At 72.0% G+C, this 16,852-nt stretch carries 10 protein-coding genes and 1 pseudogene; 9 read left to right on the top strand and 2 right to left on the bottom strand.

Going from position 1 to position 16,852, the window contains the following annotated elements:
• Nucleotides 1-214 (bottom strand): annotated as a pseudogene (locus ACIQ9P_RS39075) (N-acetylglucosamine-6-phosphate deacetylase); the annotation flags it as partial.
• Between the two features lie 251 nt (nucleotides 215-465).
• Here ACIQ9P_RS39075 and ACIQ9P_RS39070 point away from each other — a divergent pair.
• From ACIQ9P_RS39070 to ACIQ9P_RS39045, 6 genes are all read left to right on the top strand, one after another.
• On the top strand, nucleotides 466-1,224 hold the full coding sequence (locus tag ACIQ9P_RS39070; RefSeq protein WP_320439008.1) for a DeoR/GlpR family DNA-binding transcription regulator: 759 nt from the start codon (nucleotides 466-468) through the stop codon (nucleotides 1,222-1,224).
• 620 nt (nucleotides 1,225-1,844) lie between these two features.
• Nucleotides 1,845-3,113, top strand: coding sequence for an extracellular solute-binding protein (locus tag ACIQ9P_RS39065; RefSeq protein WP_402367235.1), 1,269 nt, complete (start codon nucleotides 1,845-1,847; stop codon nucleotides 3,111-3,113).
• Between the two features lie 146 nt (nucleotides 3,114-3,259).
• On the top strand, nucleotides 3,260-4,204 hold the full coding sequence (locus tag ACIQ9P_RS39060; RefSeq protein WP_402367233.1) for a carbohydrate ABC transporter permease: 945 nt from the start codon (nucleotides 3,260-3,262) through the stop codon (nucleotides 4,202-4,204).
• Nucleotides 4,204-5,055: a carbohydrate ABC transporter permease gene (locus tag ACIQ9P_RS39055; protein ID WP_402367231.1), complete on the top strand. Its 852-nt coding sequence runs from the start codon at nucleotides 4,204-4,206 to the stop codon at nucleotides 5,053-5,055. The genes ACIQ9P_RS39060 and ACIQ9P_RS39055 overlap by 1 nt, the downstream gene beginning before the upstream one ends.
• Nucleotides 5,056-5,231: 176 nt before the next feature.
• The gene (locus ACIQ9P_RS39050) at nucleotides 5,232-9,590 is read left to right on the top strand and encodes a HAMP domain-containing protein (RefSeq protein WP_402367228.1); all 4,359 of its coding nucleotides are present in this window, start codon (nucleotides 5,232-5,234) and stop codon (nucleotides 9,588-9,590) included.
• Nucleotides 9,587-11,986 (top strand): PP2C family protein-serine/threonine phosphatase, encoded by a 2,400-nt coding sequence (locus ACIQ9P_RS39045; protein WP_402367226.1) that lies wholly within the window; start codon nucleotides 9,587-9,589, stop codon nucleotides 11,984-11,986. Before ACIQ9P_RS39050 ends, ACIQ9P_RS39045 begins: the two co-directional genes overlap by 4 nt.
• A gap of 79 nt (nucleotides 11,987-12,065) precedes the next feature.
• Here ACIQ9P_RS39045 and ACIQ9P_RS39040 read toward each other — a convergent pair whose 3' ends face one another.
• Nucleotides 12,066-12,881, bottom strand: coding sequence for a hypothetical protein (locus tag ACIQ9P_RS39040; protein WP_402367223.1), 816 nt, complete (start codon nucleotides 12,879-12,881; stop codon nucleotides 12,066-12,068).
• A gap of 153 nt (nucleotides 12,882-13,034) precedes the next feature.
• Here ACIQ9P_RS39040 and ACIQ9P_RS39035 point away from each other — a divergent pair, with 153 nt between their 5' ends.
• The 3 genes from ACIQ9P_RS39035 (at nucleotide 13,035) to ACIQ9P_RS39025 (ending at nucleotide 16,286) form a co-directional block, all read left to right on the top strand.
• Nucleotides 13,035-14,456: a uracil-xanthine permease family protein gene (locus tag ACIQ9P_RS39035; protein WP_402367220.1), complete on the top strand. Its 1,422-nt coding sequence runs from the start codon at nucleotides 13,035-13,037 to the stop codon at nucleotides 14,454-14,456.
• Nucleotides 14,457-14,694: 238 nt separating this feature from the next.
• A complete protein-coding gene (locus tag ACIQ9P_RS39030) occupies nucleotides 14,695-15,426 on the top strand; it encodes a heparin lyase I family protein (protein ID WP_402367217.1) in 732 nt (243 codons plus the stop codon).
• A gap of 224 nt (nucleotides 15,427-15,650) precedes the next feature.
• Complete coding sequence (locus tag ACIQ9P_RS39025) at nucleotides 15,651-16,286, top strand: TMEM175 family protein (protein WP_402367214.1); 636 nt, start codon at nucleotides 15,651-15,653, stop codon at nucleotides 16,284-16,286.
• Nucleotides 16,287-16,852: the final 566 nt, after the last annotated feature.

The raw sequence follows: 16,852 nt of genomic DNA, 5'->3' as shown, positions 1-16,852 counted from the left end.
TGCCGGAGGCGTAGGAGGCGCCGCCGCCGCCGTGCACGTGCAGGTCGACGAAGCCGGGCACGACGGTGTACCCGGTCAGGTCGAGGTCGCCGGGCACGGCGGCACCGCCGACGTCGGCGATGGTCGTCCCCCCGATCGAGAGTCGGCCGTGCTCCACGACGCCGCCGGGCAGGACCAGCCGGGCGCCGGACAGTGCGAGTCGGTCCGCGGTCACGCGGTCACCTCCGGGAAGAGGACGCGGACCGCCGCCCTCCGCCCCGCCGGTCGGATCGTGGCCGCGGGCGGCGGTCGGCAGCGCGTCGATCGAAACTGCTTGCTGTGCCGGGTACTTTAATCAGATCCGAGCATCTTGACCCCGGGGCCGACTTGTCACATACCTGCCGTCCCGCCAGCGCCGAAGCGCCGCTCCCCGCGTTCCGAAGCCGCCGCTGTGGTACGGACCAAGCCTCGTCTAGACTCCCCGACATGCTCAAAGCTGACCGGACCGCCAAGATCCTCGCTCATGTCACCGAAGCGGGGAGCGCCGACGTGCACGCGCTGGCGGAGTTGCTGGGCGTCTCCACCGCGACGGTCCGGCGCGACCTCCAGGAGCTCCACGACCAGGGCCTGTTGCACCGCACCCGCGGCGGAGCGGTGACCGGCACCGTCAATCTGGAGCTGCCGCTGCGCCACCGGCACGGCAAGCGGCAGGCCGAGAAGCGCCGGATCGCCCTGGCGGCCGAACGCCTGGTGCCGGAGGGCGCCGTGGTCGGCCTGACCGGGGGCACCACCACCAGCGAGCTGGCCCGGGTGCTCGCCGAGCGCGGCGGGGTCACCATCGTGACCAACGCGGTCAACATCGCCGCCGACCTGATCGTCCGGCCGGAGATCCGCCTGGTGGTGGTCGGCGGCATCGCGCGGTCGGCCAGCTACGAGCTGGTCGGGCCGGCGGCCGAGCGGATGCTCTCGCAGTACCACCTGGACGTCGCGTTCATCGGCGTCGACGGCCTGACCGCGAGCGAGGGCTGCACCACCCACGACGAGATGGAGGCCCACACCGACCGGGCCTTCCTGCGCAGTGCCGCGCGCTCCGTCGTCCTGGCGGACAGCAGCAAGGTCGGACTGGTGACCTTCGCCGCGATCTGCCCGCTCACGGACATCCACGACCTCGTCACCGACGACGGGCTGACCGGCGCGCAGGAGAAGGCCGTCACCGGCTGCGGCGTGCGCGTACTGCGCGCCTGACCCCACGCCCGCCCGGCCCCGCCCGCCCACACCCCCACTCGCAGCCCCCGGCCCGGACCCGCGACCACCGCGACCCGCCGCCGGGGGCTTCGTCGTGCACGCACCGGACCGCGCGAGCGCCGACGTGCGCACTCCGTGCTTTTGCACCCCTTGCAAACAAATTTGAGCAGAGGGCCGCACCCCGCTCCCCCCACCCGCCCCGGGCCCGGGCCCGGCTCGCCGTCCCGAACTCGCCGCGGCCGCCCCAGGAGTCCGAGCGACCACTCCGACCTGGCCCGACAACGGAACTGACGGTCCGTCGGATCTGTCCGCCGGGAGCGACCGAACCGTCCGGCCGGCGGCGCGTCCGCAACGGTCCGGTAACAGCAACTAGACCGCCCGGCGCCCCTCGTGAATACTTCCGTGCACAACGGGCACTTCACATTTGCGCGAAACTGGCCATCTTCAAGCACTATCAAGCAGCCATGGCCGGTTGCCCGCCCGTTGAACAGCCGACAGGTGCACCGAGCGGCGGCCTCCCCCAGCCCCCGCGACGCACCGGTGCGGTGCGCGGCTTCTGCACTCCCAGGAACGAACCCGCCCCCTGGCACGGGTTCGCAGGACGAAGGCGGTACACGGCCATGAACAAGCGACTCCTCGGCATCCCCCTGCTCTGCGCCACCGCGGCGCTGACGCTCACCGCGTGCGGCAGCGGCGGATCCAGCGGCTCCGGCGGCGGGAACGTCACCCTCAAGCTGGTCGCGGCCGACTACGGCGACAAGGCGTCCAACAGCTCCAAGGGCTACTGGGACGGTGTCGCCGCCGCCTTCACCGCGGCCCACCCCGACATCAAGGTCGATGTCCAGGTCATCAACTGGAACGACATCGACAAGCAGGTCAAGACCATGATCCAGAGCGGGAACGTCCCCGACGTGCTGCAGACCGGCGGTTACGCCGACAAGGTCGCGGACGACCTCCTCTACAAGGCCGAGGACGTGCTCTCGACCGCGACCCGGGCCAACCTGATCGCCACCTTCGCCGACGCCGGCAAGGTCAAGGACACCCAGTACGGCATCCCGTTCGTCTCCTCCGCCCGCGCCTTCTTCTACAACAAGGCCCTCTTCCAGCAGGCCGGCATCGCCCAGCCCCCCACCACCTGGGACGAACTGAAGGCCGACGCCGAGAAGATCAGGGCGAAGGTGCCGGGCGTGGTCCCCTACGCCCTGCCGCTGGGCCCGGAGGAGGCGCAGGGCGAGAGCATGATCTGGGAGCTCGGCAACGGCGGCGGCCACACCGACCGCAGCGGCGCCTACACCGTCGACAGCCCGGCCAACGTCGAGACCTTCGGCTGGCTGAAGGCCAACCTGGTGCAGCCGGGCCTCACCTACGCCAACCCCGCCTCCACCGACCGCAAGACCGCCTTCGCCGACTTCGCCGCGGGCAAGACCGCCATGCTCAACGGCCACCCCTCGCTGATCTCGATGTCCACCGACGGCAAGGTCGACTACGGCGTCGCCCCCGTCCCCGGCAAGACCGGGCCCCTCAAGTCCACCCTGGGCGTGGCGGACTGGACCATGGCGTTCAAGAAGAACGGCCACGCGGAGCAGATCAGGACCTTCCTCGACTTCGCCTACTCCAAGGAGAACACCCTCAAGTTCGTCGAGACCTACAACCTGATGCCCGTCACCCAGGACACCCTGAAGGAGATGAGCACGGGCGGCAAGCACAAGGACCTCGAACCCTTCTTCGCCCTGCTGCCCGGCGCCGCCTTCTACCCCCTGGGCGACACCGCCTGGGACGCGGTCTCCGCCGAGCTCAAGAAGGGCATCGGCTCCGCGGTCGCCGACGACCCCGCCAAGGTGCTGGGCGAGCTGCAGAAGAAGGCCCAGGCCGCGGTCGCCGACAAGTAGGTCACGCCCCCGGGTCCACGGCGCCGCACCCGCCACGACCGCCACAACCGCCGTTCCCGCCACGACCGCCGCACCCTCCGGGCGGCGCGCGCCCTCCCCGCGCACCGCCCGGCCGGCGGAGCCCCACACGTCCGGAAGGCACCCTCGTGTCCCTCAAGTCAGCTGCCCCACAAGCCCGGAGGGCCGGTCGGCAGACGCCCGGCCGGGACCGGGCCACCCGGTCCCGCGGGGTCCGGCTCGGCCCGCTGCCATGGATCGGTCCGGCTCTCCTGCTGATCGTCCTGGTGGTCCTGTGGCCGGTCTACGAGATGATCCGCACCTCCTTCCTGCGGATCAGCACCAGTGGCTTCGTCCGCGGCTCGGCCGGACTCGACAAGTACCGCAAGCTCTTCGACGAGCCGGACCTCGGCCGGGTGCTCCTGCACACGGTGGTCTGGACGCTGGCCGTGGTCGGCCTGACGATGCTGCTGGCCCTGGCCCTGGCCCAGCTGTTCGACCAGCGCTTCCCCGGACGCCGCTTCACCCGCTGGGCGCTGATCGCACCCTGGGCGGCGTCCGTGCTGATGACCTCCATCGGCTTCAAGTGGATGCTCAACCAGACCTCCGGGGTGCTCAACACCCTGTTCCACGACCTGGGGCTGATCGACGGCCCCCGGGACTGGCTCGGCGACCCGGGCACCGCCTGGCCCTGGATGATGCTGGTCGCGGTCTTCGTGTCGCTGCCCTTCACCACCTACACCCTGCTGGCCGGCCTGCAGACCGTCCCCGCCGAACTGCACGAGGCGGCCCGGGTGGACGGCGCCACCGCGTTCCAGACCTACCTGCGGATCACCCTGCCGCTGCTGCGGCCGGCCTTCCTGGTCGGGCTGGTGATCAACCTGATCAACGTCTTCAACTCCTTCCCCGTCATCTGGGGCATGACCCAGGGCGGGCCCAACAGCGACACCGCCACCACCACGGTGTTCATGTACCAGTTGAAGAACACCGACATCGCCGAGTCGGCCGCCATGTCCGTCGTCAACTTCGCCCTGGTCGTCCTGATGGTCCTCCTCTTCCTCAGGGTCAGCCGGTGGAACCAGGAGGAGAACTGATGCAGCCTCAGACCATGCTCCGCGCCCGGCGCGAGCCGCTCCGCCCCCGCACCCTCGTCGTCACCGCCCTCGCCTGGGGGCTGGCCGCGCTGTTCCTGCTGCCCTATCTGGAGATGGTCGTCACCGCCGTCCGGCCGGCCGACGAACTGCGGGACGCCACCTACCTGCCCAGCCACTTCGCCTGGTCCAACCTCGTCGACGTGTGGCGGGACTCCACCCTCGGCGCCAACCTCCGGGTCACCCTGCTCGTCGCCGGCGGCTCCACCCTGCTGGCCCTCGCGGTGGCCCTGCCGGCCGCGTACTGCACCGCCCGCACCCGCTTCCGCGGCCGCAAGCTGTTCCTGCTGCTCGTCCTGGTCACCCAGATGTTCCAGCCGACGGCGCTGCTGGTCGGGCTCTACCGCGAGTTCCACCAGCTCGACATGCTCAACTCGGTGTGGACGCTGATCCTCTGCAACGCCGCCTTCAACCTCGCCTTCACCATCTGGATCCTCACCGCCTACATCGGCTCCATCCCGGTGGCACTGGAGGAGGCCGCGATGCTCGACGGGCTCGGACGGTTCGGCACCCTGCGGAAGGTGGTGCTCCCGCTGGCGATGCCCGGCATCGTCACCGCGGTCATCTTCACCTTCATCTCCGCCTGGAACGAGTTCGTGATGGGACTCACGCTCTCCACCCGGTCCGACAGCCAGCCGCTGACGGTCGGCATCAACAGCTTCATCGGCAACTACACCGTCCAGTGGAACTTCCTCTTCGCCGGCTCCGTGATCGCGATCCTGCCGGTGGTGGTGCTGTTCGCCGTCATCGAGCGCCACGTCGTCTCCGGCCTCACCGCCGGTTCGGTCAAGTGACCCGGCACACAGGACCCCGGGGCCGAGGACCTCGACGGGCCCGCCGTCCCGGCACGGAATGACGGTAGCCTCACGAGGAGACGTGCGTACCCGTGTCCCGGGCGCCGCAGCCCGGTCCGCCGGGCACGGCGCCACGGGTCCCGGGCCCCGCTGTGCACCAGAAAGGGCGATGCTCGATGGCTGGCTCGACACCGATCCCCGCTTCCCGCCGGGTCGACGGACGGGGACCGGACCCGGCGCCGACCGGCGAGCCGGAGCTGAGACTGCTGCTGGCGGGTCTGACCGCCGTACGCGACGGGGACTTCAGCACCGAGCTGCCGGGCGACGCCGACGGGCTGCTGGGCGAGATCGCCGTCGTCTTCAACGGCATGGTCGACCAACTGTCGCACTTCACCTCGGAGGTGACCCGGGTCGCCCGCGAGGTCGGCACCGAGGGCCGGCTCGGCGGCCAGGCCCAGGTGCCGGGCGTGTCCGGCACCTGGGCCGACCTGACCGACTCCGTGAACGCCATGGCGGGCAATCTGACCACCCAGGTCCGTGACATCGCCGAGGTCGCCACCGCGGTGGCCCAGGGCGACCTGTCGCAGAAGATCACCGTCGACGCCCGGGGCGAGATCCTGGAGCTGAAGAACACCGTCAACACGATGGTCGACCAGTTGTCCTCGTTCGCCGGCGAGGTGACCCGGGTCGCCCGCGAGGTCGGCACCGAGGGCATCCTCGGCGGCCAGGCCGACGTCAAGGGCGTCTCCGGCACCTGGCGGGACCTCACCGACTCGGTGAACTTCATGGCCGGCAACCTCACCGGCCAGGTCCGCGCGATCGCCCAGGTCGCCACCGCCGTCGCCCGCGGCGACCTGTCGCAGAAGATCACCGTCGACGCCCGGGGCGAGATCCTGGAGCTCAAGACCACCATCAACACCATGGTCGACCAGTTGTCCTCGTTCGCCGGCGAGGTCACCCGGGTCGCCCGCGAGGTCGGCACCGAGGGCCGGCTCGGCGGCCAGGCCGACGTCCGGGACGTCTCCGGCACCTGGCGCGACCTCACCGAGTCCGTCAACGTCATGGCCGACAACCTCACCGCGCAGGTCCGGGCGATCGCCTCGGTGACCACGGCGGTGGCCGAAGGCGACCTGTCGCAGAAGATCCGGGTGGACGCCCGCGGCGAGATCCTGGACCTCAAGGAGACCATCAACACGATGGTCGACCAGCTCTCCGCGTTCGCCGACGAGGTCACCCGGGTCGCCCGCGAGGTCGGCACCGAGGGCAACCTCGGCGGCCAGGCCACCGTCCGGGGCGTCTCCGGCACCTGGAAGGACCTCACCGACAACGTCAACGTGATGGCCTCCAACCTGACCGGCCAGGTCCGCTCGATGTCCGAGGTGGCCACCGCCGTCGCCCGGGGCGACCTCTCCCGGAAGATCACCGTCGAGGCCAAGGGCGAGGTCGCCGCGCTCGCCGACGCGATCAACACCATGGTGGACACCCTGTCCGTGTTCGCCGACGAGGTGACCCGGGTGGCGCGCGAGGTCGGCACCGAGGGCACCCTCGGCGGACAGGCCCGCGTCCCCAACGTCGCCGGCACCTGGAAGGACCTCACCGACAACGTCAACTTCATGGCCCACAACCTCACCAGCCAGGTCCGCAACATCGCCCAGGTGACCACGGCCGTCGCCGAGGGCGACCTCACCCGCAAGATCGACGTCGACGCCCGCGGCGAGATCCTCGCGCTGAAGACCACCATGAACACGATGGTCGACCAGCTGTCCTCGTTCGCCGGCGAGGTCACCCGGGTCGCCCGCGAGGTCGGCACCGAGGGCCGGCTCGGCGGCCAGGCCGAGGTCGAGGGTGTCTCCGGCACCTGGAAGCGCCTCACCGAGAACGTCAACGAACTCGCCGGAAACCTCACCCGCCAGGTGCGCGCCATCGCCGAGGTCACCGGAGCCGTCGCCGCCGGCGACCTCACCCGCTCCATCAGCGTCGACGCCTCCGGCGAGGTCGCCGACCTCAAGGACAACGTCAACTTCATGGTCGAGTCGCTGCGCGAGACCACCCGCGCCAACGAGGAGCAGGACTGGCTCAAGACCAACCTCGCCCGCTTCTCGGCGCTGATGCAGGGCCGCCGCGACCTCGGGGTCGTCGCCGAGGCCGTGATGGACGAGCTCGCCCCGCTCGTCACGGCCCAGTGCGGCGCCTTCTACCTCGCCGAGGACGGACCGGGCGGGACGGTGCTCCAGCTCGTCGGCTCCTACGCCTTCCCCGACGGCGAGCGCCCGACCCGCTTCCGCCTGGGCGAGTCCTTCGTCGGCCAGGCCGCCCGCAGCCGCCGGCCCATCAGCGTCGACGCCCTGCCGCCCGGCTACCTGGCCGCCTCCTCCGGCCTCGGCCACACCGGGACGCTGTCCCTGGTGGTGCTGCCGATCGTGGTCGAGGAACAGATCCTCGGCGTCATCGAACTCGCCTCGGTACGGCCCTTCACCCAGGTCCACCGGGACTTCCTGGACCAGCTGATGGAGACCATCGGCGTCAACATCAACACCATCATCGCCAACGCCCGCACCGACGAACTGCTCGGCGAGTCCCAGCGGCTGACCGCCGAACTGCGGGTGCGCTCCGAGGAGTTGCAGGCCCGGCAGGAGGAACTCCAGGTCTCCAACGCCGAACTGGAGGAGAAGGCCGAACTCCTGGCCGCGCAGAACCGCGACATCGAGACCAAGAACCTGGAGATCGAGCAGGCCAGACAGGAACTGGAGGACCGCGCCCACCAGCTGTCCCTGGCCTCGAAGTACAAGTCCGAGTTCCTGGCCAACATGAGCCACGAACTGCGCACCCCGCTCAACAGTCTGCTCATCCTCGCCCAGCTGCTCGCCCAGAACCCCAGCCGCAACCTCACCGCCAAGCAGGTCGAGTACGCCGGCATCATCCACTCGGCCGGCTCCGACCTGCTCCAGCTCATCAACGACATCCTCGACCTCTCCAAGGTCGAGGCCGGCAAGATGGACCTCAGCGTGGAGGCGCTCCCGCTGCGCACCCTGCTCGACTACGTCGAGGCCACCTTCCGCCCGATGACCACCCAGAAGAACCTCGCCTTCGCGGTGCAGACCGCCCCCGGCGTGCCCACCGAACTCCACACCGACGACTACCGGCTGCGCCAGGTGCTGCGCAACCTGCTGTCCAACGCGGTCAAGTTCACCGAGCACGGCCGGGTCGGGCTGCGGATCGAGTCCGCCACCGAGGCCGAACTGCCCGACGGGGTGCGGCGCGGCGCCCCGGTGCTCGCCCTGCGTGTCACCGACACCGGCATCGGGATCGCGCCCCAGCACCTGGAGACCGTGTTCGGCGCCTTCCAGCAGGCCGACGGAACGACCAGCCGCAAGTACGGCGGCACCGGCCTCGGCCTGTCCATCAGCCGGGAGATCGCCTATCTGCTCGGCGGCGCGATCACGGTCGAGAGCACGGTCGGCCGGGGCAGCACCTTCACCCTCTACCTGCCCGTACAGCGGGCGGACGGCACCGTGTCGGTGGCCCCCGGGGAGGAGCGGGTCCCGGAGCTCCCCGGGGGCCCGGCCGTCGGCGGTGCCGCGGCGGCCGACCCCGACACGCCCGCCGCCGGACAGCCGCGCCGGCTGCTGGTGGTCGAGGCGCGCGCCCACGGCCTGCTCCGGCTGGTCGCCGAGAGCGCCCTCGCCGAGCTGCCGCACCCGCCGCAGCAGGGCGTGGAGATCATCACCGCGGTCGGCGCCCAGGAGGCCGCGGCCACCCTCGCCGCCACCCCCTGCCACTGCGCCGTCCTGGAGCTCGACCTGCCCGACGGCGCCGCACTGGAACTGCTGCGCGGGATGCACGGCGACCCGGCCCTGCAGGCGGTGCCGATCCTGGCGCACCGCGGCCGCGGCCCCGCCGCCGACGAGGCCCTCGCCGACGGCGGCGCCCGGAAGCTGGAGATCATCTCCAGCCTGGACGAACTGCGCGAACGGATCGTCCTGCACATGAGCGCCGACAGCCCCGGCGGCATCCCCCAGCCGGCCCGCCGGGCGGAGTCCGACTGGAGCCCCGACATCGACTCCTCGCTCACCGGCCGCACCGCGCTGGTCGTCGACGACGACGACCGCAATCTCTACGCGATCACCGGAATCCTGGAACTGCACGGCATGCGGGTGCTGCAGGCCGAGAACGGGCGCGCCGCGCTCGAATCGCTCGCCGCCCACCCGGGGATCGACGTGATCCTGATGGACGTGATGATGCCGGAGATGGACGGGTACACGGCCACCGCCGCGATCCGCGCCATGCCCGAGCACGAGGGGCTGCCGATCATCGCCGTCACCGCCAAGGCGATGATCGGCGACCGGGAGAAGAGCCTGGCCTCGGGGGCCAGCGACTACGTCACCAAGCCGGTGGACGCCGATGAGCTGATCGCCCGGATCAAGGGCCACCTCACCGCGCACCCCCCGACCGGCGCGCAGGGCGGCGCGGCCGCCGTCCGGGACGCGGCCGACCGGTCGAGGGACGTGACTGGCCGGTCGAGGAGCAACCGATGACCCGGCCGCCGCTGGACCCCGCCCCGGCCGAGCGCGAGCCCGGCGCCGTCAGCCGACTCGCCGTCACGGTCGAGCGCCTGCGCGCCGAGCTCGACCGGGCCCACTCCGACGCCGCCGGACGCTCCCTGGTGGAACTCGCGGCCGGTGTCCTGGTCGAGCGGCTGCGCTGCGGCCCCACCCAGGCCGCCGGCCACCTGACCTCACTGGCCGAACAGGCCGGCGTCCCCGTCCTGGACTTCGCCGCCGACCTGGTCAACCAGGCGTCCGCCGACCGGATCTCGGCGGTCGCCCGGACCTTCGTCGCCTCTTCCGTGGACCGGGCCGCCGACGCCGCCGCCGTCCGGCTGCGCACCACCCAGGCGCACGCCCTCGCCGCCGACACCCAGGCGGCGGCCGAGTCGATGCTCGAACACGCCCTGCGCCCGCTGGGAGCGGTGGCCGTCGCGATCTGGGCGGCCAACCCCGACCAGTCGCTGTCGCTGCGCGGCAGCGCGGGGTTCGGCGAGGCCGAGGCCCAGCGCTGGCGGCACGTGCCGCCCGGGGTCCTCACCCCCGCCCGGCGGGCCCTGGCCGAACGCGAGGCCGTGCAGTTCGCCGGCCCGACCGGGGCCGCCGGGCCGACCATCGGCCAGCACGAGTTCACCGGTGGCCGCCTCACGGTGCCGGCCGGGATCGGCGGACGGCTGATCGGGGTGCTGGAGGTGTGCTGGGCCGGCTCGCCGCCGGAGCAGTCCCCGGCGCTGCGGCGCCAGTTCGAGGCGCTCGCGGAACTCGCCGCCGCCACCCTGGAGACCTGGACCGGCGACGGGACGGACGCCGGGACCGAGGACGGCGAACTGGACGGCCTGCGCCGGCTGACCGGTGGTGTCTTCGACCCCTGCCTCGTCCTCCGGCTGGCCCCCGGCAGCGCGGACGCGCCGCTGCAGTTCCTCGTCCGGCACGTCAACCCCGTCTTCGTGGACTTCGCCGGCCGGCCCGCCGGCGCCGTCGTCGGCGCCCGGCTGCTGGAGGCGTACCCGCTCGCGGCCGAGGCGGGCGGCCTGGCCGAGAAGATCGAGCACGTCTTCGTCACCGGGGAGTCCTTCCGCACCGGGAACATGCGGCTCTCCGCCATGGTCGACGGTGTGCCCCTGCACACCCGGGCCCGGGTCAGCATCAGCCGGCACGGCAGCCACGTCCTGGTGATCTGGCGGCTGGAGGACGGCACCTCGCGCGTCGCCCGGCTGCTCCAGCACGCGCAGCGCCTGGGCCGGATCGGCGGCTTCGAGGAGAACCTCCGCAGCCGTCACATCGCCTGGAACGACACCCTGTTCGAGCTGCACGGGATGCCCACCACCGCGCCGCCGATCCCGCTGGAGCACCTCGGCGAGCACGCCCACCCGGACGACCGGGGCGCGATCGACCGCTTCCTGCGCACCCTGCTGCACCACCACCGGCCGGCCTCCACCGCCTTCCGGCTCCAGCGGCCCGACGGCGTCACCCGGCACATCCGGGTGGTCGCCGAGCCGGTGCCGGAGGCCGACCGGAGTGTGCGGATCGTCCGCGGCGCCTACCAGGACATCTCCGCCCAGCACTGGACGGAGGTCGCGCTCGCCGCCACCCGCGACCAGCTCGCCCAGAGCGAGCAGCAGGCCGCCGAGCGCAGCCGCCTGGCGCTCCGGCTCCAGCACGCCATCATGCCGCCCGCCCGGGGCCCGCTGGACCTGCCGAACCTCCGGGTCGGCGTGCGCTACCGGCCGGCCGAGAAGGAGCACCTGGTCGGCGGCGACTGGTACGACGCGCTCACCCTGCCCTCGGGCGACGTCCTGCTGTGCGTGGGGGACGTCGCCGGGCACGGCATCGAGGCCGCCACCGGCATGGTCGCCCTGCGCAACGCCCTGCGCGGCCTGGCCGCCACCGGCGCCGGGCCGGCCCAGCTGCTGAGCTGGCTCAACAGCGTCACCCACCATCTCACCGACAACGTCACCGCCACCGCGGTCTGCGGCATCTACGAGCCCGCCACCCGCCGGCTGCGCTGGGCCAGGGCCGGCCATCTGCCACCGGTCCTGCTGCGGGCCGGGCGGGCGGCGACGCTGCCGCAGATCGGCGGCCTGCTCCTCGGCGCCCTCGACCACGCCGACTACGAGGAACAGGTGCTCCAGTTGGAGCCGGGCGACACGCTGGTGATGTTCACCGACGGCCTGATCGAGCGCCGCGACCAGTCGGTGCACGCCTCCCTGACCGGCCTGCTCGCCCTGACCGAGAAGGCGCACCGCCCCGGCGCCGACGGCCGGACGGACCTGGAGGCGACCCTCGACCACCTGCTTCGCTACAGCGCCTCGGACACCGACGACGACACCTGCCTCGTGGGTGTCTCGGTGGACGGCGGCCCGGCGGCGGCGCCCGCCGCCGACTGACAGGGCGGCGGGGCGGCTCACCGGCCGGGCGGCCGACCGGCCTGGGCGGCAGACCGGCCGGGCGGGCCGGTGCGGTCGGTCAGGCCAGCGCGGGGAAGTCCTTGCGCTTGATCTTGGCGCGGCGCCCGTCGGGGTGGTGGAACACGATTCCCTCCGCCGGGCTGCCCGGGGCGTAACGGCTCTCCAGGCCGGCCAGGAACTCCCGCAGGCCGTCGTAGCTGCGCGGCACGGCCGCGTACACCGGCGCCGCGAGGTCGAACGGCACGCACAGGTGGTCGTCCAGCTCCAACGGGTTGCCCTGGATCCGCGGGCCGAGGGCCTCGCAGGCGTGCTCGCCGTCCGGCCACGCGGTCACGTCGGTGTTGCCGGCCGCGGCCAGGATCCAGCGGTCCTCGGGCCCGTCCTCGTCGGTGTCGGTGTACCAGCCGTCGACGATGCCCTGCTTCTTCTGCGCCTTGCTCGGGTTGCGCCGCTTCTCCACCCGTACCAGGTGGCCGCCGCGGACGGTCAGCCGCACATTGGTGCCGTCCAGTTTCTCCGTCGGCGCGCCCTCCCCGGCGAACACCCAGGCGCACTCGGCCCGTGGACGGTCCATGACGCGGAAGTCGCCGTCGCGCTCGAACAGTGTGGGGATCTTCTCCATGACCTGCCTGCCTCTCCTGACCTGTCCGACCAGTTCCCCGTGCGTGATCGCCCCCGTGGCCAGCCCGCTCGCCAGGGCCCGGACCAGGTCGGCGACCGAGACCTCGGCGTCCACCGCGACGTGCTTGAGCGCCTTCTTCTCCTCCGGCGAGACCCACGCGACCAGCCGTGACCAGCCGTCGGGCGGGGTCCAGCGCGCCAGTCGTTCCGGGTCCTTGCGCGGCCGGCCGCGGCGTACGGGTTCTTGCTCCATGACCGGGAGCGTAGGAGCCGGTTTGATGGTGTGTCAATTGGCATAACAGTAATTCCGGTGGCGCCGGGGCCCGCGGAGGGGCCGCTGACCAGGAGAATGGTGCGGCACAGTCCACCGGAAGTACCCGGAAGTACAGAGAAAGCGAACCCCCACATGGATCTCGGCGTGCGCTGGAAGCTGCACGGTGACGGGCGTACGCCCGCACCGGGAGCGGTCGTCCGTCCCGACGAACGGCTCTCCTGGCCCAGGACGGCGGGGCTGGGCGCCCAGCACGTGGTGGCCATGTTCGGCGCGAGTTTCGTGGCGCCGGTGCTGATGGGGCTGGACCCCAATCTGGCGATCATGATGTCCGGCGTCGCGACCGTCGTCTTCCTGCTCGCCACCCGGGGCCGGGTCCCCAGCTACCTCGGCTGCTCGCTGTCCTTCGTCGGCGTGGCCGCGGTGATCCGGGCCCAGGGCGGCACCAGCGCCACCGTCACCGGCGCCGTGTTCGTCGTGGGCGCGGTGCTGTTCCTGGTGGGGGTGGCGGTCCAGTGGTTCGGGGCGCGGATCATCCACGCCGCGATGCCGCCGATCGTCACCGGCGCCGTGGTCATGCTGATCGGCTTCAACCTGGCGCCCGTCACCGCCTCGACCTATTGGCCGCAGGACCAATGGACGGCGCTGCTGGTGATGCTGTTCACCGGGCTGGCCGTGGTGTGCCTGCGCGGCTTCTGGTCGCGGGTGGCGATCTTCCTCGGGCTGCTCTTCGGCTACGGGATCTCCTGGCTGTTCGACCGGATCTTCGGGAAGATCCACTCGGTGGACGCGGCCGGACAGCTCACCGACCACTGGCGGCTGAACCTGTCCGGCGTCGGCTCGGCGGACTGGATCGGTCTGCCCTCCTTCCACGGCCCCTCGTTCGAGTGGTCCGCGATCCTGGTGGCGCTGCCCGTGGTGATCGCGCTGGTCGCGGAGAACGCCGGGCACATCAAGGCCGTCGGCGAGATGACCGGCCGGAACCTGGACGACCGGCTCGGCACCGCGATCTCGGCCGACGGCGTCGGCTCGATGCTGTCCACCGCGCTCGGCGGACCGCCGAACACCACGTACTCCGAGAACATCGGCGTCATGGCCGCCACCCGGGTCTACTCCACCGCCGCCTACTGGGCCGCGGCCGGTTTCGCCCTGCTCTTCGGCATCTGCCCGAAGTTCGGCGCCGTGGTCGCCGCGATCCCGGGCGGGGTGCTCGGCGGCATCACCGTCATCCTCTACGGCATGATCGGCCTGCTCGGCGCGCAGATCTGGGTGAAGTCCGGGGTGGACCTGCGCAATCCGCTGAACCTGGTGCCGGCCGCCGCGGGCATCATCATCGGCATCGGCAACGTCACCCTGAAGTTCACCGACACCTTCAGCCTCAGCGGCATCGCCCTGGGCACCCTGGTGGTCATCACCGGCTACCACGTGCTGCGCGCGCTGGCCCCGGCGCACCTCAGGACCCAGGAGCCACTGCTCGACTCGGGCACCTCCTCCTACGACGCGGCCTCCGCGGAGTCCGGGGAGTCCGGGGCGGCGCCGGGCGGCCCCAGGGCATAGATCCCCGTCCTCCCCCGTCCTCCCCCACCGTTACCGCGCCGTTCCCGCGCCGGCCCTCCCCCGGCAGCCCTCCTCGGCCGTCCACCGGAACGGGCCGACCGGCGGTGTTGCCCGAAAGGGCCACTCCCGGTCGGCCCGGCTGGTCCCACGGGTCGTCAGATGGTCGAATCGCTCCGCACGTCCGGGCCGACCACCCGGTCGGCCTCCGATTCCGACGACTCGTCCCCCCGGGAGAGACATGCCGTCCAAGGCCCACCGCCATCGAACCACCGCCGGTGTCGTGGCGCTCAGCGCGTTCGCGATCACCTGCGGCACCGCCGTCGCCGGCAGCTCCGCCACCGCGGCGGACACCGTCCTGTGGACCCCCAGCACCAACAAGGGCCCTTCCTCCTTCGCGGGCGTGCAGTGCGCGGAGGGGAAGTTCGGCGTTGTGAAGGACCCGGCCAAGGGCGCCGTGTGGCGGGCCTTCCAGGCCGCCGGCGAGGAGCGTTGCGAGACGCTCGGCCCGAACCTCAAGGAGGGCAGCACCTTCTACCTCGGCTGGTCCTCCAAGCTGAACATCAAGGACTCCAACAGCCGCTACGTCTTCCAGCTCAAGTGCTCGCCGAGCACCAACACGGCGAACCACCCGATCGAGATCGACGCGACGAGCGGGCGCATCCGCCTCCAGGAGTGGGACACGAAGCACGTCGCCCACACCCTCTGGACCGCGCCGACCAGCAACAACCAGTGGCACTCCTACGCCCTGAAGATCCGGCTCGGTCGCACCAACGGCACCATCGACTTCTGGTTCGACGGGGTGAAGCAGACCTTCACCACCGGCTCCGGCACCTTCAAGGGCACCACCTGGGACGGGAACCGCAACTACCTCAAGTGGGGCTCCTACCACCCGTCCCCGGGGAACGCCACGAACACCTTCACCAGCCCGATCATGGCGACCACCCTCCAGGCGGCCACCGCCGGCTCCTGACCCGCGGCGCGGCACGCGGCCGGCAGCGGGCGCGGCCGGAAGCGGGCGCGGCCGGAAGCGGGCGCGGCCGGAAGCGGGCGCGGCCGGAAGCGGGCGCGGCCGGAAGCGGGCGCGGCCGGAAGCGGGACACCACCGGGCGCGGCACGCGGCCGGGAGCGGGACACGGCCCGGTGGATCGCCGGGCCTGCCCCGCTCCCGGCCCTCCGCTCCCTAAGGTCGGCAGGATGACGACCTCGACAGCCCCGGAGCCCCTGCTCGGCAGGCCGGAACGGCTGATCGCGCTGGCCGACGGCGTCTACGCCATCGCGATCACCCTGCTCGCCATCGACATCAAGCTCCCGGACGGCCTCGATTCCGCCGAGTTCCACCGCGAGCTGCACGAGCTCCTTCCCCAGGTCGGCGCGTACGCCCTGAGCTTCCTCGTCCTGGCGGCCTTCTGGCGCGACCACCACCGCCTGTTCCTCGGCGTCCGGCAGGTGGACGGCCTGGTCATCCGGCTGACGCTGTTCGGCCTCGGGGTGGCGGCCCTGCTCCCGTTCCCCACCTCCCTGATCGCCGAGTACGGCCGCGAGCCCTCGGCCGTGGCCATCTACTCGGCGGCGGTCGCCGTCCTGGGCAGCACCCAGTTCACGCTGCTGCTCGTGGTGTGGAGGCGCCCGTGGCTCCGGGCGGAGCCGCTGCCCGACCGGGAGGCACACGCCTACCTGGCGGACCTCGGGGCCACGGTGGTCGTCTTCGCCGCCACGGCGCCGCTGAGCTTCCTGATCGGATCGCGGGTGGTCTGGGGCTGGCTGGTGCTGCTGCCGGTGAAGGTCGCCATCGGGCGCTGGAGCACGCGGGTCAGCGGCTCGGACGTCTGACCTCGCCCCCACCGGGGCCGTTCGTGCACAGCGGGTGACCGCGGCGGCCGCGGCGCGTGAGGGCTGTGGCCCGGACCACCCGGCGCCGCCTCCGCACCCCGTCCCGGACCCCCGTTTCCGTACGCGCCGGAACCGGGGCGCCACTCCCCGTCGACCGTGTGCGCGGCCTCACAGGCCCCCCGGCGTGGCCCGGGCCACTTCCGACCGTTATTCGATCTTGAAAATCTGTACATTTGCCTTCAAATCAACCCATTTTCATGATCCATACCAGCGGTAACCCTTCGCTGACGTGGCTGAACCTGCGAATCCTTGAAACGCCACCCCCACCCCCGTAACTTCGAATGCGTTGCACCGAACGAGCCGCTCACCAGGGCCTCACCGCCCCGGAGCCCGCACGGTGCCCGACCACGCGAGCGTCGCGTCCCGAACCCACTCCCTCCCCGGGGCCTGGTTCCGCACGCCCGCATCCCGCTCCGAAAGGAACCGCATGACCTTCCGTAACGAGACCACCACCGCCACCACCGCCACCAAGCGCCGCAACCGCGTCCGGACGGCACTGATGGCCG

The organism is Kitasatospora sp. NPDC094019 (genome assembly GCF_044764505.1).
Classification (GTDB): domain Bacteria; phylum Actinomycetota; class Actinomycetes; order Streptomycetales; family Streptomycetaceae; genus Kitasatospora.
This window is presented reverse-complemented; position numbering and strand designations above follow the sequence as displayed.